This is a genomic window from Lysinibacillus sp. FSL M8-0134, from assembly GCF_038069745.1.
GTDB lineage: Bacteria > Bacillota > Bacilli > Bacillales_A > Planococcaceae > Lysinibacillus > Lysinibacillus irui.
In genome coordinates, this window is the sequence record NZ_JBBPAJ010000001.1 from 2,331,265 (window position 1) to 2,356,954 (window position 25,690).

The 25,690-nt window shown below is 38.9% G+C and carries 20 protein-coding genes and 1 other annotated feature; of the genes, 5 read left to right on the plus strand and 15 right to left on the minus strand.

Annotated elements, in window-relative coordinates:
* Window positions 1-186 precede the first annotated feature (186 nt).
* Window positions 187-3,375, minus strand: coding sequence for a BTAD domain-containing putative transcriptional regulator (locus MKY49_RS11855; RefSeq protein ID WP_341386304.1), 3,189 nt, complete (start codon window positions 3,373-3,375; stop codon window positions 187-189).
* 157 nt (window positions 3,376-3,532) lie between these two features.
* Window positions 3,533-4,513, minus strand: a complete 981-nt coding sequence (locus tag MKY49_RS11860) for a diaminopimelate dehydrogenase (RefSeq protein WP_341386305.1) — start codon at window positions 4,511-4,513, stop codon at window positions 3,533-3,535.
* A 283-nt stretch (window positions 4,514-4,796) separates the two neighbouring features.
* Between MKY49_RS11860 and MKY49_RS11865 the strand changes: the two genes are divergently transcribed.
* A complete protein-coding gene (locus tag MKY49_RS11865; protein WP_341386306.1) occupies window positions 4,797-5,102 on the plus strand; it encodes a hypothetical protein in 306 nt (101 codons plus the stop codon).
* A 181-nt stretch (window positions 5,103-5,283) separates the two neighbouring features.
* Here the strand turns inward: MKY49_RS11865 and yeiL are convergent, their stop codons facing one another.
* Window positions 5,284-5,946 (minus strand): transcriptional regulator YeiL, encoded by a 663-nt coding sequence (gene yeiL / locus MKY49_RS11870; RefSeq protein ID WP_341386307.1) that lies wholly within the window; start codon window positions 5,944-5,946, stop codon window positions 5,284-5,286.
* Window positions 5,947-6,044: 98 nt separating this feature from the next.
* Here yeiL and MKY49_RS11875 point away from each other — a divergent pair, with 98 nt between their 5' ends.
* Entirely contained in the window at window positions 6,045-7,196 is a 1,152-nt protein-coding gene (locus tag MKY49_RS11875) for an MFS transporter (protein WP_274793224.1), read from the plus strand.
* A 35-nt stretch (window positions 7,197-7,231) separates the two neighbouring features.
* On the opposite strand, the gene MKY49_RS11880 is transcribed toward MKY49_RS11875, so the two are convergent.
* The 3 genes from MKY49_RS11880 to MKY49_RS11890 form a co-directional block, all read right to left on the minus strand.
* Window positions 7,232-8,416 carry an oxalate decarboxylase family bicupin gene (locus tag MKY49_RS11880; RefSeq protein ID WP_341386308.1) on the minus strand — a complete coding sequence of 395 codons (1,185 nt, stop codon included), beginning with the start codon at window positions 8,414-8,416 and terminating at the stop codon, window positions 7,232-7,234.
* 550 nt (window positions 8,417-8,966) lie between these two features.
* Window positions 8,967-9,173, minus strand: a complete 207-nt coding sequence (locus MKY49_RS11885) for a hypothetical protein (protein ID WP_341386309.1) — start codon at window positions 9,171-9,173, stop codon at window positions 8,967-8,969.
* Window positions 9,174-9,313: 140 nt separating this feature from the next.
* Window positions 9,314-10,747, minus strand: a complete 1,434-nt coding sequence (locus MKY49_RS11890) for an aminotransferase-like domain-containing protein (RefSeq protein WP_322606494.1) — start codon at window positions 10,745-10,747, stop codon at window positions 9,314-9,316.
* 110 nt (window positions 10,748-10,857) lie between these two features.
* On the opposite strand from MKY49_RS11890, the gene MKY49_RS11895 reads away from it, so the two are divergent.
* Window positions 10,858-11,460 (plus strand): LysE/ArgO family amino acid transporter, encoded by a 603-nt coding sequence (locus tag MKY49_RS11895; RefSeq protein ID WP_322610767.1) that lies wholly within the window; start codon window positions 10,858-10,860, stop codon window positions 11,458-11,460.
* Window positions 11,461-11,501: 41 nt separating this feature from the next.
* Here the strand turns inward: MKY49_RS11895 and ileS are convergent, their stop codons facing one another.
* The 6 genes from ileS to MKY49_RS11925 all read right to left on the minus strand — a co-directional run bounded on the left by ileS (window position 11,502) and on the right by MKY49_RS11925 (window position 17,979).
* A complete protein-coding gene (gene ileS / locus MKY49_RS11900) occupies window positions 11,502-14,594 on the minus strand; it encodes an isoleucine--tRNA ligase (protein ID WP_341386310.1) in 3,093 nt (1,030 codons plus the stop codon).
* A 60-nt stretch (window positions 14,595-14,654) separates the two neighbouring features.
* Window positions 14,655-14,893: a binding site (T-box leader), on the minus strand.
* Between the two features lie 58 nt (window positions 14,894-14,951).
* Window positions 14,952-15,173 (minus strand): hypothetical protein, encoded by a 222-nt coding sequence (locus MKY49_RS11905; protein WP_274793229.1) that lies wholly within the window; start codon window positions 15,171-15,173, stop codon window positions 14,952-14,954.
* A gap of 78 nt (window positions 15,174-15,251) precedes the next feature.
* Window positions 15,252-15,899 carry a hypothetical protein gene (locus MKY49_RS11910; protein ID WP_274793230.1) on the minus strand — a complete coding sequence of 216 codons (648 nt, stop codon included), beginning with the start codon at window positions 15,897-15,899 and terminating at the stop codon, window positions 15,252-15,254.
* A gap of 104 nt (window positions 15,900-16,003) precedes the next feature.
* Window positions 16,004-16,963, minus strand: coding sequence for a DUF3221 domain-containing protein (locus tag MKY49_RS11915; RefSeq protein ID WP_341386311.1), 960 nt, complete (start codon window positions 16,961-16,963; stop codon window positions 16,004-16,006).
* On the minus strand, window positions 16,956-17,474 hold the full coding sequence (locus MKY49_RS11920; RefSeq protein ID WP_274793232.1) for a sigma-70 family RNA polymerase sigma factor: 519 nt from the start codon (window positions 17,472-17,474) through the stop codon (window positions 16,956-16,958). The genes MKY49_RS11915 and MKY49_RS11920 overlap by 8 nt, the downstream gene beginning before the upstream one ends.
* A gap of 61 nt (window positions 17,475-17,535) precedes the next feature.
* Window positions 17,536-17,979, minus strand: a complete 444-nt coding sequence (locus MKY49_RS11925) for an Lrp/AsnC family transcriptional regulator (protein WP_313470934.1) — start codon at window positions 17,977-17,979, stop codon at window positions 17,536-17,538.
* 142 nt (window positions 17,980-18,121) lie between these two features.
* Between MKY49_RS11925 and MKY49_RS11930 the strand changes: the two genes are divergently transcribed.
* Window positions 18,122-18,706 (plus strand): DJ-1/PfpI family protein, encoded by a 585-nt coding sequence (locus tag MKY49_RS11930; protein ID WP_341386312.1) that lies wholly within the window; start codon window positions 18,122-18,124, stop codon window positions 18,704-18,706.
* A 49-nt stretch (window positions 18,707-18,755) separates the two neighbouring features.
* Here MKY49_RS11930 and MKY49_RS11935 read toward each other — a convergent pair whose 3' ends face one another.
* Window positions 18,756-20,246, minus strand: coding sequence for an S-layer homology domain-containing protein (locus tag MKY49_RS11935; RefSeq protein WP_341386313.1), 1,491 nt, complete (start codon window positions 20,244-20,246; stop codon window positions 18,756-18,758).
* A 173-nt stretch (window positions 20,247-20,419) separates the two neighbouring features.
* Window positions 20,420-23,125, minus strand: a complete 2,706-nt coding sequence (acnA, locus tag MKY49_RS11940) for an aconitate hydratase AcnA (RefSeq protein WP_341386314.1) — start codon at window positions 23,123-23,125, stop codon at window positions 20,420-20,422.
* 558 nt (window positions 23,126-23,683) lie between these two features.
* Here acnA and MKY49_RS11945 point away from each other — a divergent pair.
* Window positions 23,684-24,100, plus strand: coding sequence for a hypothetical protein (locus MKY49_RS11945; RefSeq protein WP_341386315.1), 417 nt, complete (start codon window positions 23,684-23,686; stop codon window positions 24,098-24,100).
* Window positions 24,101-24,994: 894 nt separating this feature from the next.
* On the opposite strand, the gene MKY49_RS11950 is transcribed toward MKY49_RS11945, so the two are convergent.
* The gene (locus MKY49_RS11950; RefSeq protein ID WP_412758633.1) at window positions 24,995-25,645 is read right to left on the minus strand and encodes a peptidoglycan recognition protein family protein; all 651 of its coding nucleotides are present in this window, start codon (window positions 25,643-25,645) and stop codon (window positions 24,995-24,997) included.
* Window positions 25,646-25,690: the final 45 nt, after the last annotated feature.

Sequence of the window (25,690 nt, forward strand, 5' to 3'; positions counted from 1 at the left end):
GAGCGACTTCTACCCACTTTGGAGCGGTTCCACCCTATTTATGAGCGACTTCTACCTACTTTGGAGCGGCTCACCCTATTTAGGAGCGACTTCTCCTTACTTTCGAGCGGTTTTGCTTATTTTTGGCTCTCTTTGCTCCTACCATTTAGAGATAGTGTAGGATTGCTCCCGTCTTCGACCATCTGGCTACCCCATAATCAAATCATAGACAGCCATGGTGGATTCCATCGGCGTTGTGTTTAATTCTTGCTGCAATTGATGGACACATTTTTCATACCATTTTAATGCAAGGGAACGATTTTGCAGTTGATAGTGACTGTACATGAGCAAGCGATACCCTTCCTCCCAAAGGGCATCCTCTCGTAGAATCTTCTCTGCGTAGTTGATAGCTTTTTTAAATTGCTGTTGTCGCGTTGCATTTTGTGCTAACCGTTCAAGCACTTCAATATATAAAAATTGTAGCTTTTCGCGATCCTGGGCAAGCCAGTCAATTTGCTTTTTTTCAGCGTACAAGGTATCCGTATAACTCGCTTCTGCTAATTGTAGCCATTCATTGGACAGCTCTGGATCAAATTCCTCCATACCTAACTGGTAATAATAGAGGAACCGCTCCACATCAATGTGGAGAAAAGAGATATGCTGTAGCTGATACATACTATTTTTTCGCTGAATAAAAAAACTATCCTGTCTTGCATTCCGCTGTGGTTCCAACACTTTTAATAATGTATTTAACACTACCTTAAAATCTCGGTCTAAGGACTCGATACTGCGTTCAGGCCATAATGCCTGGGCAATTTCCTCCTTTGGTGTAAAGCGATGACGGTGACAATACAGATAGACAAATAATTCCTTTGATTTATCGCGTTGCCATTCTTTATCTTCCAGCTTTCGTTGCCCTCTAATTAAACTTAAACTCCCAAAAAGTTTGATTTGAACTTCATCATGCGGATAACTGATGCTACCCTCCACTTGAAAATAATGTCGTAATGCTTGAATGGCTGGATGTTCCTCCTCACCATTTTGACTAAATTGCAATAGTTCGTAGAAAATCATGCGATTACTTGGACCAAGAATCATCTTCTTTTGCAAAAAATATTCATAGCTATTTGCCAAACATAATTGCGCAAATTGTTGAAAATATGGTTGAAATTGCTCGACATTCTGTTCTTGAAAAGCAATGACTGCTTGATAAAACAAAACATGCATCAAGCCATTACGATCACCGCATTCGTGAAATAAATGCTGAGCTTTTTTTAATAATTGCTTTGCTCGTTCTGTTTCTTGCTCAGAAAGAATGATTTTCACTTCTGCTATAAGAATAAGGGCCGTCATCCATGCATCTTGTACCTGCTCTGTTTCCTGTAAACCAAGCGCTAAGTATTTTTTCGCTGCGACCATATCCCCTAACGTATGTTTGACAATGGCTAACCCCATATAAGGCTCAGCTTTAACCCGTGAGATATTGATCGTATTCATTAAAGATAAGGCTTTTTCATAGGCCTTACATGCACCTTGATGATCAGGATAATCCATTAACAGCAATGCATGCGCCTTTCTGATATAGCCAACAGCCTCAATGAATATGGACTTTTCTCTTAACCCCCGCCGAATGCCGTGCTGTGCAGCATACCAAGCATCCTTCCCTTGGCCTAACAATGCATAGACAAAAGATGCAAGTAGTTCACTTTCACGATGTGTCGCCACAAGCTGGGGTGGTAATTCAAGCCGTTGCGTTAATAATTCCTTCGCCTCTTGTAATTGTCCTGTACGTAATAAAACACGTACATCAACATTGGCTCGTTGAACGACATCCTCAGGCAATGCCACATCCTCGATAAAAAGTTGAGCACCTTTCGCCTTTCCTAAATTCACTAGATTTTCTGCGTATTGTCGTTGTAGTTCTAATAATTCCTCTTTTAATAATGGTGTATGTTGAGCTAGCTCTAATGCCCGTTCTAAATAGGGCTCCGCTAAGGCAGGTTGAATGGTGTCTAAATATATATGCGCTAAGCCTGCTTGGGACTTGGTCATAAATAAATGATCCTGCTGTTGCTCGGCAATTTCTGCGCATTTCTCATATGATTGCTTTGCTTTTTCATAAAAAGCACGATAGCGATGACATTCACCTTCAAAATAATATAGCTTATAAAAATTGTTTTTCTCCTGTGCTGTAAACCGATTGATTTTTTCCAACAACCATTCAAACTGACCAGCACGTACTAATGGTTCTGCATGTTGCTGTAATAGCTCCCCACAAAAATCATGGTCATTTGTTTTAAAGGCATGATAGAGGACAGCCTGAATATTATGATGCTCCACATAATACAAAGCAGCTTGTTTATGTAGCGCTTTATACTGGCTTGGAAATTGTCTCCACTTCAATTCTAAAAATCGGCTAAACAATGCATGGAACCGATATAAACCATCAGTTGTTACTGGTTGAATAAATAAATGGCGCTGTGTTAATGGATGTAGCATTTGTGCGGTGTCAAGGCCATAAAATTGCTTCAATAGCTCCACTGAAAAGGTAGGAAAAATCGCCAACTTCAAAATCATCTCCTGCTCAGTCGAAGTCATCGTACTATACACTTCCTCGGACAAAAATGTGAAAAGGTCGTTTGTTGAAATTGTTAACCAATGTTCTAAAGACGCATGGTGCCATTGCTCAGCTAATAAAGAAATACTAATAGCCCAGCCTTCGGTAATCTCTAGCACCTTCTCCATTTCAGTAGCTGTTAAATGCACATCCACATATTCTTCAAAAAAAACGGCAATTTCCTCGGTTGAAAATGCAAGTTCTTCCTCTTTGATGATGAGCAATTTTTTTTGCAGCTTTAATTTCCTTGTAATATCCCAATTAGGTAATGTTCTAGAAGCAATAATAAAACGAACCGTGGGCGGAGCAAATTCAATCATTTTTTCCATTATATAATTAATGTGAAAAACATGATCTACATGATGAAAATCATCAATAACAATCAGTAGAGGCTCATCCATATCACATAAGCAGTTCACAAAAAGTTTGTACCAGCGATTAATTTCCTCCATTTTTGGAAAGCGAGATAATTGGTTCCACGCAGCAAATGAATGCCCAAAATTCGGTACTACTCGCTGTATACTAAAAAAAAGGTGCCTTAAGAAAGGTAATAGATTATCATCTTCATCGGAGACACTATACCAAGAAAATTTACTAGTTTCGTTATGAAGGAATTGAGTAAGGGTGGTCGTTTTACCATACCCTGCTCCACTATGAAGAATTGTGCAAGTATGCTGATGACTTTGTTTTAGTGTTTTCATCAGTGCTGCTCTATTAATGCAATGATTAGACGGGCTTGGAGCTATACATTTGGATTGAATAATAATATCTGTTGTCACGTTAAATAACCTCCATACTTTGTAAGGTTACTAAAATCTTCTCGAAAATTCAGATTTTTAAATTATTGACAGTTTACCATATTTTTAGAGAAATAATGGCTTAAAATAAAAAATCCCGATTATCAAATCAATGATAACCGGGAAATTGCCATTATGATTATAGTAATTCTTTACGTAAATCTGCAGCTGATTTTGGTGAAAGCAGTCCGAATGGGATATCAAATACTGTTTTCGCGCCTTTTTCACCTGCTTGGCTTAGACGATGTGCAGCACGCGCATAAGCTACTAATACACTCGACGTGAAGTTTGGATTACTTTCAAGTTTTAATGAGAATTCAAGAATTTGTTTGTCGTTTGCACCACTGTCACCACTGCGAATGACAAAACCACCATGTGGCATACCTGTATGGTTTTCTTTAAATTCTTGTTCAGAAATAAAGTTAACTGTTGTGTTATATTCATCGAAATAGTTAGGCATTGTGACAATTTCTTGTTCCACTTTTGCTGCATCTGCCCCCTCTTCTAACACAACCCAACATTCTCGTGCGTGCTTTTCACGAGTTGTGAGTTCAGGGTTTTCCCCATTACGTACACGTTCTACAGCTTCTTTAATTGGTAATGTGTATTGAACCGCGTTTTTAACACCTTCGATACGACGAACGGCATCTGAGTGACCTTGACTTAGACCATCTCCCCAGAATGTGTATGTTGTACCAACCGGTAAAACGGATTCCCCTAATAGGCGATTTAATGAGAATAAACCTGGGTCCCAGCCAACTGAGATAACCGATACTTTACCAGATTTTTGCGCAGCAGCGTCTACAGCATCAAAAAATTCAGGAATTTTCGCATGTGTATCAAAGCTATCGATTGTATTAAACCATTGTGCAAAGTGAGGACCTTGCTCTGGTAAATCCGTTGCAGAACCACCACATAAAATCATGACATCAATGTCGTTTTGGAATTTTTCAGCGTCATCTACTAAGTATACGCTAGCATTGCTTGCTACGTTTACCGTTGAAGGATCACGGCGTGTGAACACCGCTACTAATTCCATATCTGGATTTTGTGAAATGGCATACTCCACACCACGTCCTAAATTTCCATATCCTACAATACCTACTCGAATTGCACTCATCAAAATTCCTCCTAACGATTACGTGACTTTGTGAAAACTTTCACGTTAAATCTAACTTCAATAATACTTTGTGTTAGAAAAATTCACAATAGTTTGAGTATGAGTTTTTTTAAAAGAATTTATATCAGTTTTCTATGGTTTTTATCCCATAATGGTATGAATACGGTTACAAATTACTAATTATTCCATGAACCTTAAAGTTATTGTAAAAGCCTTGTAAATGACGGCTATTTTCCCAATGAGTCTTGTACAATAAATGTAACGACAAAAGGGGGCATGTTGAATGAAAAGTATTGGTTACTCACCAAGCACAACATTGGCACAAGGAGAACTACTTGCATTCCATATGACACAACATTTAATGAACGATGAAGCATTGCAAACCGGTAGTAAGGATGAAAAGTTTGTACCTAATCAACATTTATGTATCGGCGTTTTACCTTTTGACGTTATGGTAGATACATTAGACATTTCCATCCAAAAAAACAAGGTGCATGAGGTTGACTTTTACCAAAGTGGCAAGGAAATCGCACGCTGGCTCATTAAAAAAAGTGAATACAACAAGCCATGTCCAGACTTCTATGTGTGAAGTCTAAATAATCATTGGTCGGACTGTTTAGGTTGAGCACATTAATGAAAATTATGTGCGAGCGTTTTCTCCGGCTAAAGATTATCTTACTCCTCATTTTAAGCGTTTCCCTTCATTTATAGATCGCTTTCTCCTCTTTCTAAGCACGACTTTTTAAAGAAAATCAACAATTTCCATCATACTATTGAATTTCCTGTGCTAGCTGTGCAAGGCGCTCCTCATCAATTATATGGTAACCTGTCTTGCGCTTTTCTAGTATTTTCTCTTCGCAAAACTGTGCCAATACATATAATAAATGGCGATAGGAAACTCCTAAATACTCACAGATTTCCGTATGTTTCTCCTTATAGACACCTTGGTCGGCAGATAATTGGATAAAGGCTGCTAAACGATTTTCAAAGGGATATGCCTGATTTTGTGTATATTTAGACGTCATTTTTGTGGCTTTTTCCCCTAAAAACACACAAAGTCTGCGTAAAAATAAAGCATCCGCGAGTAACTTTTCCTTACACGACTGTGTAATCGAATAACAAATGGTTTTTGTTACGGTTTGGATCCCCTTCGTATACCTTGCCTCATTTAGTAATTCAATTTCCCCCATAAAACGTGGTGCTTCCAAATATTCAATGAGTGAAACCTTGCCGTTTTTATGCGTCATATAGAGCTTCGCCTTTCCTTCGATCATGTAATACAATGTATCTGGAAAGGAGCCCTCCTGAAAAATCCATTCTCCTTTGTCAAATTGACAGACTTCCAGATAGGGATCAATTTCAAATGAGAAAAAATCATTGATCGGATAGTTTCCAAGATAATGGTTCCGCGCTTCAGCTGTTAGTATATGCATTTTTTTATTCTCTCCTATAAAAAATATGAGATATCTCACATTATTGTAGCGGTGAACGTGCTATTATTCAACATAGTTAATGGAGGTACGGTAAATATATGAACAATCAACGATGGCTTTCTCAAAATTTCTTTACATTTTTCATTACTTGGGGCATTTTCTTACCCTATTGGACAGGATGGCTTGTTGATGCAAAACATCTGACAGTATCACAGGCGAGTGTAGTCATGGGCTGTGGTCTACTTGCTCGTGCAACATCCAATCTTTTCTTCTTCCCAACACTTGCAAAATATGTAAACAACAAACGACTCATTACGATATTAGCAGTAGGAGCTCTTCTGACGGCATTACTCTACATACCAAGTACAGGATTTATCGCATTATTAATCGTGACGATTTTATTTAGTATTTTTTATCCGGCACTGTTACCTGCTGTCGAAAGTAGTGCAGCAACACTTGTCCAGCACGGCAATATTCACTATGGCAAAAGCCGCTCCTACGGTTCCTTTGGTTTTGTCATTGCTGTATTGATCATTAGTATGCTGACTGGGGTTTTCGGTAAAAACGTGATCTTTTGGAGCATGATTATTGGTCTTATTGGCATGTTGCTCATGCAGCAATTAGCAACACCAAAGGAATTACTCGTTGTGCCAACAAAAGATCAACGCGCAAAATCTTTATCAATGAAAATGTTATGGAGTATCAAAGGCTTCCCTGTAGTATTATTCATCGTTATTTTGCTACAGGGCGCCCATGCCTCCTATTATAGCTATGGCTATATTTATTTAGAGGATTTACATGTAGACCCATTTTATATGGGGATGATTATTAACATTGCTGTTATTTGCGAAATCCTCTATTTTATGAAAGCTGATACGTTTTTGACAAAGTGGCGCTCTTCGTCTTTATTACTTTTAGCAGCAAGCGGTTCTTCCCTACGTTGGTTACTCATCTTTATGTTCCCAAATGTATGGGTATTTATTGCCTCACAAACCTTGCATGCATTATCTTTTGCTTTAGCGCATTATGCATTTATTCGTTATCTAACACAAACCTTACCAAAGGAACAAATTCCAAATGCACAGGGTCTATACTCTGCATTAGCCATGGGCTTAAGTACGGCCATCCTGACGTTTTTAGGAGGCTATTTATATGAACTATCGCCTGGACTATCCTTCGCAGCCATGCTCATATGTACAGTGCCCGCTATCGCCATTTTGCTGTTAACACGCACAAAATATCAATATTAATCAAAAAGCAGGTGAGAATTTTTTCACCTGCTTTGCTATTTCGGATAATAGGAAAAACCAGGATATTTCACCACCGGCCATTTTTCCTTTCTTAAGGCATGTAACAACTCAGGGCCGACCCGTAAATTACTTTGCACCAATTCAGTTGGCGTGAGAGCCATCCATTGATTTAAGGATACATCCTGGAACCGGTCACTTTTAAACATTTCTAAAAACCATAATTGTTCTGTGCCTGTATTTTCAATATAATGACCCGTAGCAAATGGAACATACCCAACATCTCCCGCTCGATAATCGAATGTTCGAGCTGTACCATTCCCTGTAAAAACAGTCATCCGTCCTTTTCCTTGTAAGTAATATTGCCATTCATCGTTATTAGGATGCCAATGTAATTCCCTCATCGCACCAGGCTCAATTTCTACCAGTGCAGCCGCAATATTTTTTGAAATGGGGAAATTAGTCGAATCAACTATGCGCACACTGCCTCCCGGTGTTTTCAATGGAGGCTGAGCTAACAAACGATGTTTAAAAGATTGTGGAACCTTTCCATAGGGAGATTGTACTTTTTGTGAATCTATGGGTCCTGGAACCTTATCTTGATATATATACACTTGTTCGTTCGGAATATGTTGGAAGGCACTCAGAGGAACACCAAAATTAGCCGACAATACTTCTTTTGGCGTATGGGCAAACCAATCCGAAATCGAGAGTGTATTGAGATCAGAGAAATTCCCATCATCAAACACTAATAAAAATTCACAACCGCCCCCTAGTCCCTGAATAGAATGAGGGATTCCTGGCGGGAAATACCATAAATCACCTGGTCCCACATCAGCAATAAAGTTACAGCCATTTTGATCGACTGCGGTAATGCGTGCATAACCAAGGAGCATATAAGACCATTCTGCCTGCTGATGCCAATGCAGCTCACGCACGCCTCCAGGTGTCAAACTCATATTAACACCCGCTAATGTCGTAGCAATCGGCAATTCACGAACCGTAATTTCCCGAGACCATCCCCCCTGATTTAAGGTCATATGCGTATCCGAAAACGAAAAGCGCAAATTAGGAATCAACCCCGCATCAGTCGTTGGCGGTACCAGCATATCAGGATTTTCTAAATCCCGCATAATATCTCGTGGCCCCTTATCCACCCCTCCTGCTCCATCACTCCTAACAGGCTGTGGCACCTGAAAATAACCTGGTGGCAAATTCTCCAAACGTTCACCTCTTTCCGCTATGATTCTTCTAAAATGTATGGGTGCAATGCTTTGATTATTCACTTTTCTTTATGTTGGTGAAGTGACTCAGGTTGGAATTATTAAAAGGATTTGTAGATTAATTCGTTGTTTAGAAGCTAGTTACTTCGTGCTACTCAATTTGGAGTGGTTTCCCTACATTTTAGAGCGCTTTCCCCGCGGTTTGGATCACCTTGCATCCTATTTGGAGCGGTTTCCTCTCTTTTTGGAGCACTTTCTATCGAATTGGGAGCGGTTCTCTCGCTTTTTGGATCACCTTGCATCCTTGTTGGAGCGGTTCTCTCGCTTTTTGGATCACCTTTCACTCTAGTTGGAGCGGTTTCCTCTCATTGTGGAGCGCTTCTCATCTATTTTGGAGCGGTTCTCCCGCGGTTTGGATCACCTTGCATCTTATTTGGAGCGGTTTCCCCGTTTTTTGGATCACCTTTCACTCTAGTTGGAGCGGTTTCCTCTCATTGTGGAGCGCTTTCCATCTATTTTGGAGCGGTTCTCCCGCTTTTTGGATCACCTTTTACTCTAGATGGAGCGGTTTCCTCGCTTTTTGGATCACCTTGCATCCTTGTTGGAGCGATTCTCCCGCTTTTTGGATCACCTTGCATCCTATTTGGAGCGGTTTCCTCGCTTTTTGGATCACCTTGCATCCTACTTGGAGCGGTTTCCCCGTTTTTTGGAGCGCTTCCCATCTATTTTGGAGCGGTTCTCCCGCTTTTTGGATCACCTTTCACTCTAGTTGGAGCGGTTTCCTCTCTCTTTGGAGCGCTTCTCTTCTATTTTGGAGCGGTTCTCCCGCTTTTTGGATCACCTTGCACCCTAATTGGAGCGAATCCCCCTAAAATAATACCTATTTCACTCAATATCTCACTTTCCCATCCCGTCGACGACACAGTCATGCAAGATTTGTAGGCCTTCCTGTAATTCCTCATAGGATGCATATGAGTAAGATAATCGAATATGGTGATGGTCTTGAGGATCATAAATATAGCCTGGGTTAATTAATACTTGTTGTTGCAACAGCTTTAGAAAGAACTCTTTATCTACAAGAGGCTCATGAAACTTAAGCCAAATATAGAAGCCTCCCTTTGGTTTATCCCAACTTGCGATATCCTTAAATTTTTCCTGTAAAATACGTTCTGTAAAATCGGCTCGATCTTGTAATTGTTGGCGTAAACCTACGATATGTTTGTCATATTTCCCTGATTGCAACCAATGCAATACTATTTCCTGTGAGATGGCACTTGAGCCATAGTCTGTTTGCATTTTAATATCTGCCAGTCGTTCGATGACGGTTGTTGGGCCGATAAGCCAGCCGATGCGGAGCCCAGGACTTAAGGTTTTAGAGACGCTCCCCATATAAAGGACTTGCCCGCTTCGATCCATTGCTTTAATCGGTGGAGATGTAGCTTCAAAAAGCAAATCTTGATAGACATCGTCCTCGATTATCGGAATTCGCGTTGCTTGACAGGCTTCATACAGTAGCTTTTTTTCCTGTGCTGTCCAAACATATCCAGTTGGATTATGTAAAGTAGGAATAGCGTAAAAGACGGCTTGTTTTTTTCGTTTCCGTTGAGCTAATGTTTGAGCAAGTTGATTATCACGGTGAACGCCAATCATCTGCATACCGACTGATTGAAATGGATGGACAGAGTTTAGATAGGAGGTTGGTTCCTGAAATACGATCGACCCTTGTTCTAATAAACCAACGGCAATTAACTGCAATGCCTGCAGCGCACCCGAAACAATACAGACATGCTGGGGCTCAGCATCGATTCCTCTTTTTTTAACATAGTGACAGATTGCTGCACGAAGTTGATCATTGCCCTGTGGTGAAGAATAACCTAAGCTTTTCGGCTGAAATGATAGTTCTCTAAGTGAAGACTCCATTTCCTCAGTTGGTAACAAGTCAGGAGCAAGCTCACCCGTTCCTAATCGAATGACATCATCACGCTGCTCGTATTCATTTATCAATTGGATGGTGTGGTAATTTGGCTTATGAATACTTGTTTCGATATAGGTTTGCCAATTCGGCTGTGTTTGCTGAAGTAATGCATGCCAGGAATTGTCAGTAACATAAACACCAGAGCCTATCTTTGCCTCAAGAATGCCCATAGCTTTTAATTCCTCCAAAGCCTGTTGAACTGTACTTCGATTTACTTCAAACTGCATAGCCAATTGTCGTTGGGTAGGAAGTTTTGTCCCTGCCACCCAGTCCCCTCGTTCCACTTGAGCGATTACCCAGTGAACAATTTGTTGCTGTAACGTGGAGTCACTTTGTCTATTTGGCTGCCAGCTCATGATTCATCCCCTTCCATTCTAGAAAATTGGGTGGATAAAAAACCATCCAATTGGTCGTTTTCTTTTAGTTATACCATAACTAAAATGAAGAGTGAAAGGAGGGATTGTCGTTGGAAGCTTTTCTTCATGGTATCATTTTAGCATTTGGTCTTATATTGCCATTAGGTGTACAAAATGTTTTTGTTTTTTCGCAAGGTGCTACACAACCAAATGTATTCAAAGCATTGCCTGCAAGTGTGACAGCAGCTATCTGTGATACAATGTTGATTTTACTAGCGGTATTCGGTTTATCATTAATTGTCCTACAATTTGAGTGGTTACGAATTACGTTAATGACGGTTGGTATCGTGTTCTTACTTTATATGGGCTATAGTATTTGGCGTTCAAATCCGTCATCTACCACTAATAGCGAAGCACTGCCTGTAAAAAAACAAATATTCTTTGCACTCTCTGTGTCGCTCCTCAATCCACATGCGATATTAGATACAATCGGTGTTATTGGGACGAGCGCATTAAAATATAGTGGTACAGAGCAAATCATTTTTACCCTCGCCTGTGTCTTAATTTCCTGGCTGTGGTTTTTCGGACTTACTTTGACGGGAGCCTCGTTCAAAAAACTGGATCGCTCTGGAAAACTAATGCGATTATTTAATAAATGCTCTGCCATCTTTATATGGGCAACAGCCTGTTATCTTGCAAGTGGCTTCCTGTAGCATACATAGAAAATGCTCAGGCGGTAACCTGAGCATTTTTCTTACAGCGCAACAAAAATTGTAAGCTTTTCATTAAACAGGGCTGTATCTATCGATGTTTCTTCGTCCCATTCCACACCATAATGCAGAGCTTTGACCAACACATTTGCTTGTAATAAAGTTTCGTGCTGCTGGATGATAGATAAGACTTCCGAGCTCCCATTAAAGGCAATCGACACATATTGCTCCACTGGTAGCTGCCATTTTTTACGTGCATCTTGAATTGTACGGATCAATTCTCGCATTTGCCCCTCTTGTAATAAGCTCTCCGTTAGTTGTACATTGAGCAAGACACGACAAGTGCTATCCTCTGCTTTTATATAATGCTCCTTCACGACGGATTCTGCGGCCACATGCGTTGACAGCAATGTAAGCTGTTGATCTTCAATTACGATATCTAATGCCCCTTGTTGCTGTAACTTATTTTTCTCTTCATTTGTTAATGTCGTTACATAGTCTTTTACCTGATTCACCTTTGAACCAAATGCCGCTCCTGCTGTTTTAAAGTTCAGCTTATAATAGACAAGTTCATAGGCTGAAAAGTCATGAGTCCATCTACAGAACTTGATATTTAACTCATCTTGAATGAGCTCATTATAGACTTGGTAATCTGCCAACTCACCATTTACTGCAACAATGAGTTCACTTAAAGGTTGCTTAACCTTCATCCCCTGGCTATTGCGTATACTACGTCCTAGTTCCACTACTGTTAACACCATTGTCATTTCTTGTTCCAGCCTCACATCCATTAGCTGCTCGTTACATATTGGATAGTTTTCAAGATGGACACTTTTCCCACATAATTGTCGGTAAATATCTTCTGCTATAAATGGAGTAAACGGAGCTAGTAATTGACAAATAGATGTTAGAAGCTCGTAAAGTGTACTAAATGCTCCTCGTTTATCTACAGTCAGCCCATTTGCCCAAAATCTGGCGCGAGAACGGCGAATATACCAATTGCTTAACTCCTCCACCAATTGGGCAATTTCCCTAGTCGCCTGCGTAAATTGGTAATCATCCATGGCAGCTGTCACAACTCGGATAGTGTGATGTAAGCGAGACAAAATCCAATGATCTAAATGTGACCGTGTACCAGTATTTGAGGCATCATACGTAAACCCATCGATTGTGGCATACATTTCATAAAATTTAAACGTATGATCAAGTGTATCTACTAGCTTTGATTTCGCATCCAATACAATTTTCTTGGAAAAGCGCTTCGGATTCCAAGGGGAGCTATCTACTAGAAAGGCCCAGCGTAAAGCATCCGCTCCATACTGCTCGATTAATTCAACTGGTTCTAAAGCATTGCCTTTACTTTTAGACATCTTCTGCCCATGCTCATCTAACACATGCCCTAACGATAGGACATTTTTATAAGGTGGCTTCCCTGTAAACAAGGTCGATACGGCTAATAAACTATAGAAAAAACCTCGTGTTTGGTCAATCCCTTCAATAACGACATTTGCTGGAAATTGATTGTGAAAAGTCGCCACATCTTCAAAAGGATAGTGCTGCTGCGCAAATGGCATCGAGCCACTATCAAACCAAACATCAATTACTTCAGGTGTACGCTTCATGTCTCCCTGACACTGAGGACAAGTGCAGACAATGTCATCGATAAATGGTTTATGAAGCTCTATTTGCTCATCAACAGCCCCTTTGGCTAATTTTATTAATGCTGCGATACTGTTTGGAGCCTCCTCATGACCGCAACCCTGACAAACCCATACATTGAGCGGTGTCCCCCAGTAGCGGTTTCGGCTGATGTTCCAATCCACTAAATTTTCTAGGAAGTTGCCAAATCGACCATCCTTAATATGACCTGGATACCATGTCACTTGTTGATTATTTTGTAAAAGCTGCTCCTTTAAGGATGACATCTTGATAAACCAGCTATCTGTTGCGTAATACAACAATGGTGAATCACAGCGCCAGCAATGTGGATAGCTATGCTCATATTTTTCTTTTGCAAATAACAGCTCTTTTTTTGCAAGCATTTTTATAATATCGACATCACAATCTTTCACGAATCGCCCGACAAGCTCTGGTACTTCATCTGTATAGCATCCTTTCAAGTCCACTACGTTAATAAAGGATAAACCATGGTGCTGAACTGTTTTATAATCGTCCTCGCCATAGGCAGGTGCGATATGCACAATCCCTGTACCACTGTGCTCTGTCACATAATCTGCCATGACAACAACATGCCCTTTATCGACCTTTACATAAGAAAATGGTGGGTGATAGGAAACACCCGCAAACTCATGCCCATCATGCTCACTTACTATTTCTACAGGCTCTGAAAATACCTTTGCTACAAGTGATTTAGCCAGGATGTATACGTTATTTGCATGCTTTACACGTACATATTTAAGTGCAGGATTCATTGCCAAAGCAACATTGGCAGGTAAAGTCCACGGTGTCGTCGTCCAGCCTAAGAAATATTCGTCGTGATCCTGTCGCTTAAACATGGCTGTCACAGATAAATCTTTGATATCCTTGTAGCCCTGTGCCACTTCATGAGAGCTTAAGGACGTTTGACAGCTAGGGCAATATGGTGACACCCGATGCCCTTTATATAAACGATTTTCCTTGTGAACATGACTTAAAATATGCCAGACGGACTCGATGTAATCATTACTTAGTGTAAGATAAGGATCATCCATATCGAGCCAGTAACCTAGCTGTTCTGTAAAGGATCGCCACTTCTGTTCGTAAGTAAAAACGCTATTTTTACATGCTTGGATAAAACGCTCTACCCCGTAATTTTCAATCTCTTGTTTTCCAGAGATACCTAATGTCTTTTCTACCCCTAACTCCACAGGCAATCCATGTGTATCCCACCCTGCTTTTCGTTCAACGAAAAAGCCTTGCATTGTTTTATAGCGAGCTACAACATCTTTAATTGTTCTGCCAAATGCATGGCCGACGTGTGGTAAACCATTTGCTGTCGGTGGTCCTTCGTAAAATACAAATGGCTGCTGTCCAGCTCGATTGGTTACGGATTTTGCAAAGGTATCCTCTTGTTCCCACAAAGCTCGAATCCGTGTTTCTCGTTCAACCGTTGTTTCTTTCTTTTGTTCTACCTGCATATTAGTTCCTCCTATACAATCAAATTTGTATAAAAGGCATACAAAAAACCCCGTCCCAAGAAAAGGGACGGGGTTAACCGCGAATACCACCCTAATTCTATTAACACAATGGTCAATAGCACTCAGCAACGTACAATCATACGTGTTCTTTTTAACGGTAGACACCCGGGTTAGCTTACTTTCTTCAGCTAACCTTCTCAGAGAGGATTTTCATGTAACATCTGCACACCGACTTCCACCAACTGCCGGCTCTCTGTAGAACAAAATGAAACACTACTCTTTCTCATCAACGAATTTGTATGCTTTTATTGCATGTCATCGTATCAAATTAGCCAATGTTTGTCAATCATGTTTCGCCTATGATAACTCGTTAAGACAAGTGGCGATTTGTTGATGAAGGGTCGCATATTTTGATTGATTATATGTTTGGATAAAAAAGCTTTTTAGCAATGTTTTGTAATTGAATACTGCGTTTCTGTAATGCTCTTCAGCTAATTGACTCTTTAATGTAACTACTGTTGATGGCATTTTCTGCACTAATTGAATTACCTCATCTTGCTCTAATCCTTGCTCCAGCATCGCAAAAAAATGCCATTAATTTATTCTTTAACTCATCTTCCTTCAAACGTATTGTAGCAACTGGTTGACTCCCCTTACTTAATCTTTTTGATTCTCCCAATTACTTTCTTGGTATAGCCCATCTAGCCTCCAACCATTATAAAAACGAACATATGTAAATTCCTTTTGCCAATTATCCTGATGCACAACAACCTTGCTTCGCCAAGGCAAAGTAGATGCATAAACCTGTCCCTTTCGAACCTCAGCTATATGATCAGCTACATCGAGCAGTGTGGAAGGTGCAATCGTATTGTTTATCAAATAAAGCTGACGATCCGGGCTGGCCTCGAGCTCTTGCATTACCTGCTGGTGAAAAGCAACTACCTGTTGATTTGCCAGAAAAAGTGAATACACGAGAGAGCTCGCAAATAGCGCCATTAATGCTGCCACAAAAACAACATGCTTTTTCTTCAAACCTATGTAAAACGACCAATTCTTTTCCTTTTTGTATAAATGAAGATATATTACTAGACTAATTGGCCATAAAAATAGTAGCTGCCAGCAAAGGACAACCCAAAATAGCTCTCCATCTGAAACGAAATATCGAATACTCAGGTAATTGAATAACCATAGAGGAAACGACCAACGCCAAGGAGTCTCTTGCTGCGACCTACTCTTAAAATAAATTAGTAGAAGAGGTAAGCTTAGGAAAAAGGCTGTTGTAAAATCTACTATAGCAAATAACAACCCAACACCTCCATTTAAGGAAAATATTACAACTATTGTAACGGAATTTAAATTAAAGGAAAAGGCTATGCATCCTATATTTTTGAATGGTAGCCTTTATTTTATTAATATTCTTCTACTATTCTCAAACCCACGATATCTTTAAAATCGATTATAGGTTGAGAACCATCATACCCAATTGCCTGACTATATTGTACTTCAACACGATCGCCAACTGATAATGTTTTCGGGACATCCACTAGAGGGAACCACGTACCATTGCTATGTTTTTTCACTAATTCATCTACAGATAATTGACCAATCTCGCTATCCAAGACGCCAGAGACAACTAAAAATTCATGTTCCTTGATGGCTAAGACTGTTCCACTTCTTTTCCACATCATTTGACTTTCCTTCTCTGGGATTCTATATTTTTCTTGTAAAGAAGCAACGTCTTTATGATAGTGCTGCTTTAAATAGTTCATAGCTTTTTGTTCAACGAACCACATCCGGATTGGATCACTTGTATTTTGATATTCGACTCTGCTTACCTCCATTAATAAGTTAACTGTAGCCATTTTATAAGCGATTGGCTTTGCATATTTTGCAGAAAAATCTTCTTTTGTAATTTGCAGCATTTGTAATCGTTCCTTCATCGTTGGCTGAGTTTCATTGCTAAAACCCTCCATAATCAGTTCTAACTCTTTATCTACTTGCTCCCGTGAGGGGATTAACTTCATTGATTGCGCATAAGCAAAAGTCGATTCAAGATATAAAAAACTATCAAAGCTTGCCCTATAGAGTCGATTTTTTCCATTCATATAAGCATCCTTTTGTAAGTGAAGCTCTAAAATTCGTTCATCTAATACTGGTGGTATCATAGAGGTTTGTTTTTGATGATCATTGTATTGCAAATATACAAACAATCCTATACAGACGCTCAAAATCATGGCCAAAAGCCCATATTGCCAGCGTCTAGTAGATTTTTTAACAGGACGCTGTTCTAAATGCTGAATGACATTTGCCATCACACGCTTTTTGCTTTCTGATAAATCCCGTACGACACGAATATCCACTTTACTCATGCAGAAGCACCTCCCATTCAACATGCTGTAGCTGTAGCTTTAGTAACTCTCGCCCTCGACGTAGCCTTGTTTTTACTGTACTTTCAGGAATATTTATCAGCTGCGCAATGTCGACTACAGACAATTCTTCAAAATAAAAATGAATAATGACCTCACGCTGCTTGAATGGGAGAGCTAGGATTGCATTTTCAATCAAAGTTTGTTCATCTTGCCGGACAAGCATATCCCTTCTTGTGATCGTCTGCTTGGCAGCAATTTTTTGTTGTACTTGGATTCTCCGATAAGTCCAACTTCGTAAATAATCTTTACTTCGGTTACTAACTAATTTCGATAAATAAGCCTTAAGCTCACCACGTTCCTCATAGTTCTGCTGATTATCGTAGAACTTTATAAAGACATCCTGAACGATATCTTCTGCACTTTGTAAATCTCTTACATAGTAAAAGGCAAGACGGATAAGTCTCTCTGTATGCTGTTCCATTATTTTTTCCAGTTCATGAATTAGCAACATGATTCCCCCTCTCTACCCTTTAAACGGTGCTCACGTCTTTAAGGTTTGCTTTTTTTGTCATTTATTCAAAATTATTGTCATTAAATGGTGTAATCACCTTTTTTTCCATTGAAGATAATACGATATTGGTAGAGGGAGTACCATAAGGCATAGCCGCATCTATGAATTCCTCTAATGTTTCTACTGAATAGGTTGCTAGCTTGACGATATAGCTAATTTCCCCTGCCACTCGATAACATTCAAGAACATCGGGATGGGCATTACAAAATGCAGAGAGACTTTTACAATCAATAGATTTAAATAAAATAATCGCCTGAATAGTGCGCTCCATTTTTTTGATGTTTACTTTTGCATGATACCCTTCGATTACCCCTTGTTCCTCTAGCTTTTTGACACGTTCAATAACAGCTGGAGAAGATAAATGGACAGTGGTCGCTAACTCCTTCATCGAAATTTTTGCATTGTGCTGTAACTGCTTTAAAATTTGTGTATCAATTTGATCCATCAGACTTCACCTTTCATAATCAACTTTTTTTCACATAATACCTTTTCAAATAAAGCCATATGTCTAAAATACATTATACAACTTCTGTTATCAGTCCGTCCTATTGATTACAATAGAAGCAATAAAAGGAGGATTAATAAATATGAAAAAAATATTATTACTATTAGCAAATGGCTTTGAAGCGGTAGAAGCAAGTGTTTTTACAGATGTTCTTGGCTGGAATAAATGGGAAGGTGATGGTACAACTGAGGTTGTGACTGTCGGTTTGCATGAACAGCTGCAATGCACATGGAATTTTAAAGTGACTCCTGAAAAATTGCTCCACGAAATTACATTAGAGGATTTTGATGCATTAGCGATCCCTGGTGGCTTTGAGGAAGCAGGCTTTTATGAGGATGCCTTTAGTGAGGAATTTCAAACGGTTGTACGGCATTTTGACGAACGTAAAAAACCGATTGCAACGATCTGTGTTGCTTCTCTTATATTAGGAAATTGTGGTATACTCCAACATCGTCAAGCAACGACCTTTAATCACCCAACGAGTAAACGTTTAGCACAACTGGAAAGCTTCGGTGCAACCATTGTTAATGAGCGCATTGTACAAACAGATCACTTAATCACCTCATCCAATCCAGGAACGGCCTTTGATGTTGCCTTCCGCTTACTAGAAACCCTAACGTCTAGCGAAAATACAATGAAAGTAAAAGACTTAATGGGCTTTCGCTAAACATAGAAAAAGTAGGCTTGCACTAAGCCTACTTTTTTAAGCGTTTTTATTATTTGCCTATAGGTGCTGTTTCTGTTGTGCTAAGATCTATTTCTTTTGCACTTTCTAGCACTTCTTTTGGAATGGTAATCGTTGTTACAGCATTGAAATCATGGTATTTGATCGTTGTTTGCTGTCTTGTTTTTATCGAATTACCTTCTACTTTCATACTTAACGTCATATCCATCGCAATTTCTTCTACATCAAATGTTTCTTTATTAATCAATAATTTGTATGTGAGATTGTCAAAAGACATATTGCCTAATTGTCCCTCTAAATCAGCGTCCATGCCTAAATCCATTACACCAAGCTGTTGCTTTACTAGCTCTGTGAATTTTTCACCTGAACCTTTTAGTGTTAATTCGTAGCGGCTTGCTGTTTCATTTAAAGTGAAGTCTTCAGCAAATGATTGCAGCATCTCTAATTGCTCCGCTGCATCTGGCTGCATGCCTGTTTGACTAAGTACATCATCAAATAGTTGTTTCGGGAATTTTACCCAAGCTTGTTGGTCTGCCTCATACATATACATACCATCTTTAGCTGTCATGTACATTTTAATTGGTAAATTAATTGCTTCACCACTTGTTGGATCTGTTAGGGACATTGTTCCATCCGCAAAGAACTGCATTGGCTCTGTAACAATTTCCATGTTCATATTGCCTTTAGAATCCATTTTCATGGTTTCCTTACCATCGTTAGCTTCTACTGACTGTGAAATGGTCATAGTAGCCTTCATGCTTTTTAGCTCTTTTTGCTTAGCTAATGTTTTGGTAAATAATTCCTCAAGTGCAGCACTATCCTTTGTTGTAGTAGGCTGTTCTTCACTCACCTGTTCCTCTTGAGGCTGCTCATCTTTTTCATCTGGTATAGGCATTGTATCTACCGGTAAGTCTAATGCGTTCACAATAAATGTCGCTAACTGACCACGAGTCACATTTTTATCTACACCAAATTCCGTTGCAGTAACGCCTTTTGCAATACCTGCCTCATATAATGCCGTTACGGCTTCTGCAAATGGGCTATCTTGTGGTACATCTGTAAATGGACTTTCTCCTTTAGCTGTTAAGCCTGTTGCCTGTGCCACCATTACTGCCATTTGACCACGTGTAATCGTTTCATCTGGGCGGAATGTATCATCCTCATAACCTTGTACTACGCCAAGATTAACTAATGTGACAATTGCGTTGTAATATGGGCTAGTTGCGTCTACATCCTTAAATTTCGGATTTTCAGCACTCTCTAAATTTGTTGCAAGATCAAAAGCACCTGCAATCATCTTAGCCGCTTGTCCACGTGTTACGTCTAGTGATGGCTTAAATGTGCCATCTGGAAAACCATTAATAATGCCTGCTTCATGTAGTGTTAAAATACTGCTAAAATGTGCATAATCTTTGCTTACATCTGAAAATGCACTAGCAGCCGAAACTGGTACTACTGCTAAAGCTGTAATGGCTATTGCTGTTGTGGCCGCTGTGTAAAGTTTATGTTTTCTCTTTGTCATAATCATCATCCCCCATTTATGTAATTGTAAAAAGGCTTACATTCTAATTCTATATAAATAGTTAGGAAAATGCTAGGATACTTGGAAAATAAATTAGGAATATTTACATTTATCCAATTCATTATCATATAAAAAAACCGACCTCCTAAGAGATCGGTTTTTTAAGTTGATGATTACTCAGCAGCTTTTGCGCGTAGAACCATTTGTAGGATACCACCGTGACGGTAGTAGTCTACTTCTACTTCTGAATCGAAACGAGCTAAAGCTTGGAAAGTTTTAACTGTGCCGTCTTCAGATTTAGCAGTTACTGTTAAGATTTCACGTGGTTTTACATTGTCAGTAATGTTAACAGAGATTTCTTCTTTACCAGTTAAGCCTAGTGTATCAGCAGATTCACCTGGCATGAATTGAAGTGGAAGAACACCCATCATTACTAAGTTAGAACGGTGGATACGCTCGTAAGATTGTGCGATAACAGTTTTCACGCCAAGTAGGAATGTACCTTTCGCAGCCCAGTCACGAGAAGAACCCATACCATAGTCGTTACCAGCAAGTACTACTAAGCCAGTACCTTGCTCTTGGTATTTCATACATGCGTCATAGATGTACTCTACTTCGCCTGTTGGCCAGTAAGTAGTGAATCCACCCTCTGTACCAGGAGCAACTTGGTTACGGATACGGATGTTTGCAAATGTACCACGCATCATTACTTCGTGGTTACCACGACGAGAACCATAAGAGTTGAAGTCACGGATTGCAACACCGTTTTCAATTAAATATTTACCTGCAGGTGTATCTTTACCGATTGCACCAGCTGGAGAAATATGGTCAGTTGTGATTGAGTCACCGAACTTCGCCATAATGCGTAAGCCGTCTAAGCCTTTAATAGCTTCTGGCTCTTTTGCAAGACCTTGGAAGAATGGTGGGTTTTGGATGTAAGTTGATTTTTCATCAAATGTGTATAGAGACTCAGTTGATGTTTCAATTGCATTCCATTTTTCGTTCGCTGTGAATACAGTTTTGTATTCTTTTTGGAATAATTCACGGTTAACAACAGTACCTAATACTGCGTTAACTTCTTCAGTTGATGGCCAGATATCAGCGAAGAATACTTCGTTACCATCTTTGTCTTTACCGAATGAATCTTTTTGTAGATCGATATCCACTGTACCAGCAAGTGCATAAGCAACAACAAGTGGTGGAGAAGCTAAGTAGTTAGCTTTTACAAGTGGGTGTACACGACCTTCAAAGTTACGGTTACCAGAAAGAACTGAAGTTACGAATAAGTCATTTGCTTTAATTGCATCTTCGATTTCAGGTAATAATGGACCTGAGTTACCGATACATGTTGTACAACCGTAACCTACAGTGTTGAAACCGATTTGGTCAAGGTATGTTTGTAAACCTGAATCTTCAAGGTAACCAGTTACAACTTTAGAACCTGGTGCTAAAGAAGTTTTTACCCATTTAGGCACTGTTAGACCTTTTTCTACAGCTTTTTTCGCTACTAAGCCCGCAGCAATTAATACGTATGGGTTAGATGTATTTGTACAAGAAGTGATAGCAGCAATTGCAACAGCACCTGTTGGAATTTCTACATCGCCTTCAGCGAATTTCGCTACAGAAGTTTTTGCGAATTCATCTTCTGTTAAACCGAAACCTTGTGTACCTTGTGGTGCCACTACTGCTTCTTTGTAACGAGAACGCATTTGAGATAGTGGAATTAAGTCTTGTGGACGTTTTGGACCAGAAAGGTTTGGTTCGATTTCAGCTAAGTTTACTTCTAATACGTCAGTGTAAACTGGCTCTAATGTTGGATCGAAGAACATGTGGTTTGCTTTTAAGTAAGCTTCAACAACCGCGATGTGCTCTTCGTCACGACCAGTTAAACGCATGTAGTTTAATGATTCTTCGTCAATTGCGAAGTAACCACATGTAGCACCATATTCAGGAGCCATGTTAGAGATTGTCGCACGGTCAGCTAGTGGTAATTTAGATACGCCAGGTCCGAAGAACTCAACGAATTTACCAACTACGCCACGTTGACGTAATACTTGTGTTACTTTTAATGCTAAGTCAGTAGCAGTTGTTCCGTTTGGAAGATCGCCAACTAATTTAACACCGATAACTTCTGGAATTGGGAAGTATGAAGGTTGACCAAGCATACCTGCTTCAGCTTCAATACCACCTACACCCCATCCAAGAACGCCGATACCGTTGATCATTGTTGTATGAGAGTCAGTACCAACTACTGAATCTGGGAATGTTTCGAATGTGCCATCAGCATTTTCGTTAACGTGTACAACTGGAGCTAAGTACTCTAAGTTTACTTGGTGAACGATACCTGTTGCTGGTGGTACAGCACGGAAGTTATTGTAAGCAGTTTGAGCCCATTTTAAGAAGTTATAACGCTCAGCGTTACGTTCGAATTCAAGGTCCATGTTTGCTTGTAATGCAGATGCATTACCATATTTGTCAACTTGTACAGAGTGGTCAATTACAAGGTCAACTGGAATAGCAGGGTTGATTTTGCTTGGGTCTCCACCCATTTCTTTCATTGCAGAACGAAGAGATGCAAGGTCAACAACTACTGGTACACCAGTAAAGTCTTGTAATACAACGCGAGAAGGTTTGAATGGTACTTCAGCTTCTGGATCAGCACCATTGCCCCATTTTGCTAATTCGTTTACGTGCTCTTCTTTAATTACATACGCATCATATTGACGTAAAACAGATTCTAATAATACTTTGATTGAGTAAGGAAGGTTTGAAACTTTTGCAACGCCAGCTTTTTCAATCGCAGCTAAGTCATAGTAATTGTAAGTTTTACCATTCACTTCGAATGATGCACGGCTATTGTGTAAATTACCTTGTGCCATTTGCGGATCCCCCTAATTTATCTTTTTGAAAAGGCTTTAAAAATGTGTAGCATCTTTTCTCCAATACCCATGATAGCGCATTTATATTCATAAGTAAATTACATTAATATTATCTTTTTTGATAAGCATAACTTATGACCTTGGTTTCTATCCTGATGTTTTTAATTTTTTGATGTGCATAATATCAAGGTTTTGTATTAATGAAGGTTTCTATACCTGTCTAACGAAGCCTATTTAAATGTATTTAACTGTGGTACAGATTGCGGTACGAGCTGTGGTACGCGGACTTTTTGTAAAAAGTGTACCGCAGTATTAAATATTAAATACTTCACCCGGACAGGTATATATAAAAAAGTAGAAATCATAACAAAAAAATTATGTAGAAATACTTACCTCTACTGTAGGATTATAATTAAATTCTTCGCAATTAAACAAAAAGTTTCATCATACAGATGGCAATTTAAATACAATATTAATCTACATATACAATACTGACAATACCATCCAATATTGATACAATTTTATTATTTACAACTCATACAAGGAGCAAATATTTATATGAAGAAACTCATTTTAAGTGCATCACTTATTTTTACACTAGCACTAACTGGATGCGGTGAAAGTGAATCCTCAAAACCAAAAGAAACTGTGAAGAAAGTATCATTAGAAGAACAAAGTAAACAATTTATAGATGAAAATTTAGAAGGGAAAACAATAGCGGATTTTACAAATAAACTACTAACTGTAAAAGATGATAAATTGGTGGATATGATTATTCTTGGTCATAAAAACGGAAAACAATTTGAAGATGATTTTGATTTACTTGGTAGGAAAGCAACCGCTTCTGGTGTAATCACAGAATTTGTATTTGAAAGTTCAAATATTGGTCAAAAAAGAAGAAGAGAAGGTTCAACTACTGCTGTACGTGCTGATAAGTTTATTATCTATATGGGCAATAGAGACATTGAAAACTAAGAGTTCATTGATTACGATGAGCTCTTTGATAAAGATAAGAATAAAGAAGATTTTTTTCTTGGGGTTTATCCAGAAGAAATAACAAACTTTGCAGTAATTGATTTAGATCAAGAAGCTGAACTAACAGTTGAACAACAAATAACAGTGGAAGGGATTATTTCTAACTACGTGTTAAAGAAAGACTATTCAGATGAAAGTAAAGTCGAACAATTTAATGTCTTGTTAAATGATGCTGTATTAAAATAAAAAAATTAACCAGGTACTCATTCGAGCGCCTGGTTTTAGTTTATAGCTTCTGGAACTTTATCAAAATCAAAACCCTTAGACGATACAATTCTTAATGATCCTGATGCGGTTTTCTTTAAATATTGAACTTTACAATGTAGCATTGGCTCCATCCACGTCACGTCTCGCTCAACCTTGATAACGATTTGTTTAGCGATTTCTTCTTAAATAGAATATTAACTTTTATTTCTATATACAAAACATCCTGATTTTCCTAAAATGGGAAATAGCAGATATGAGCAGAGAGGAAAATGTAATTGATAAATTGCCCTAATTGTTTAGCCAATAATTCATTTGAAGAAGTAAATAAAGATGGTTACTGTTTATATGTATGTGAATATTGCAATTCTGTAATTGAAAAAACACCAATTTCGAAGGAGAAAATTGTTGATGAGGCTTTGCCTTCACAAAAGATTTTTACAACTACACTCGAACAACCTCCAGAGTATAATCAAAAAAATATAGATACCTTTAATTTAATATTTATTGGTGTATTTATTTTTTGTTTTTTACTACTTTTATACTTCTTAATAGTATAATGTTAAACAAAAAGACCAGCTCGGCTAAATTTTAGCTTTGCTGGTTTTAGCGAATTTACGGAAACGAGCATTATTTACTACGCTGCTCAATAATAATCTTCAAACCTTCAAAATCCCCACCTGTCATAGTACCCGCATCGAATTTATCAAGCCAAGACTTATCAATCTTGCCTTTATCTACAGCTTGTTTAATGTAATCACGAACTGCTGCTTTAGTTGTCTCATTTGAGAATTGCATTTTATCATCATCCTTTTCTGTTGGTTTTCCTATTTCCATCGGATTCATTGCTTCTTCAATTCGTTTCAAAAAACTATTCCAACGATTTTCTGTCAATATACGGTGGGGACAATACTTGCTGTTCCAGTCCTGATGTTTCTTCACTCGCTCAATGCCCCAGCCGTATTGCTTCAATAATTTTGCAATGTACTGAACTGCATTTTCTTCAGCCACTCCATAACGAACACCACCACTTTTGCTGTAGCAGATTTCTATTCCAATAGAAATACGGTTGCCTTTCTTTGATGCCTTAGGATCCGAACTACCTCCACCATCTCCACAATGCCAAGCGTTACGATTAAACGGAATAGCTTGAATCACCTCTTTATCATCTACCGCAACATGATAAGATACTTGATTATTGTTATTGATCATATAAGCAATTTCGTTAGCAGCTGGTGCATCATTTGCTGTATTGTGCACAGTGATAAATTGAGGCACCATGGTGTACGGCGTCTTGATTGAATATTTGTTTGCAGGTAGAAAGGT

What these genes read in the sequence shown, in the direction of transcription:
- MKY49_RS11860 (WP_341386305.1), bottom strand. Translation starts at nt 4,513, where the DNA reads ATGAGTGCAATTCGAGTAGGTATTGTAGGATATGGAAATTTAGGACGT.
- MKY49_RS11865 (WP_341386306.1), top strand. Translation starts at nt 4,797, where the DNA reads ATGAAAAGTATTGGTTACTCACCAAGCACAACATTGGCACAAGGAGAA.
- yeiL (WP_341386307.1), bottom strand. Translation starts at nt 5,946, where the DNA reads ATGCATATACTAACAGCTGAAGCGCGGAACCATTATCTTGGAAACTAT.
- MKY49_RS11875 (WP_274793224.1), top strand. Translation starts at nt 6,045, where the DNA reads ATGAACAATCAACGATGGCTTTCTCAAAATTTCTTTACATTTTTCATT.
- MKY49_RS11890 (WP_322606494.1), bottom strand. Translation starts at nt 10,747, where the DNA reads ATGAGCTGGCAGCCAAATAGACAAAGTGACTCCACGTTACAGCAACAA.
- ileS (WP_341386310.1), bottom strand. Translation starts at nt 14,594, where the DNA reads ATGCAGGTAGAACAAAAGAAAGAAACAACGGTTGAACGAGAAACACGG.
- MKY49_RS11905 (WP_274793229.1), bottom strand. Translation starts at nt 15,173, where the DNA reads ATGCTGGAGCAAGGATTAGAGCAAGATGAGGTAATTCAATTAGTGCAG.
- MKY49_RS11915 (WP_341386311.1), bottom strand. Translation starts at nt 16,963, where the DNA reads ATGAGTAAAGTGGATATTCGTGTCGTACGGGATTTATCAGAAAGCAAA.
- MKY49_RS11920 (WP_274793232.1), bottom strand. Translation starts at nt 17,474, where the DNA reads ATGTTGCTAATTCATGAACTGGAAAAAATAATGGAACAGCATACAGAG.
- MKY49_RS11925 (WP_313470934.1), bottom strand. Translation starts at nt 17,979, where the DNA reads ATGGATCAAATTGATACACAAATTTTAAAGCAGTTACAGCACAATGCA.
- MKY49_RS11930 (WP_341386312.1), top strand. Translation starts at nt 18,122, where the DNA reads ATGAAAAAAATATTATTACTATTAGCAAATGGCTTTGAAGCGGTAGAA.
- MKY49_RS11935 (WP_341386313.1), bottom strand. Translation starts at nt 20,246, where the DNA reads ATGACAAAGAGAAAACATAAACTTTACACAGCGGCCACAACAGCAATA.
- acnA (WP_341386314.1), bottom strand. Translation starts at nt 23,125, where the DNA reads ATGGCACAAGGTAATTTACACAATAGCCGTGCATCATTCGAAGTGAAT.
- MKY49_RS11945 (WP_341386315.1), top strand. Translation starts at nt 23,684, where the DNA reads ATGAAGAAACTCATTTTAAGTGCATCACTTATTTTTACACTAGCACTA.
- MKY49_RS11950 (WP_412758633.1), bottom strand. Translation starts at nt 25,645, where the DNA reads ATGGTGCCTCAATTTATCACTGTGCACAATACAGCAAATGATGCACCA.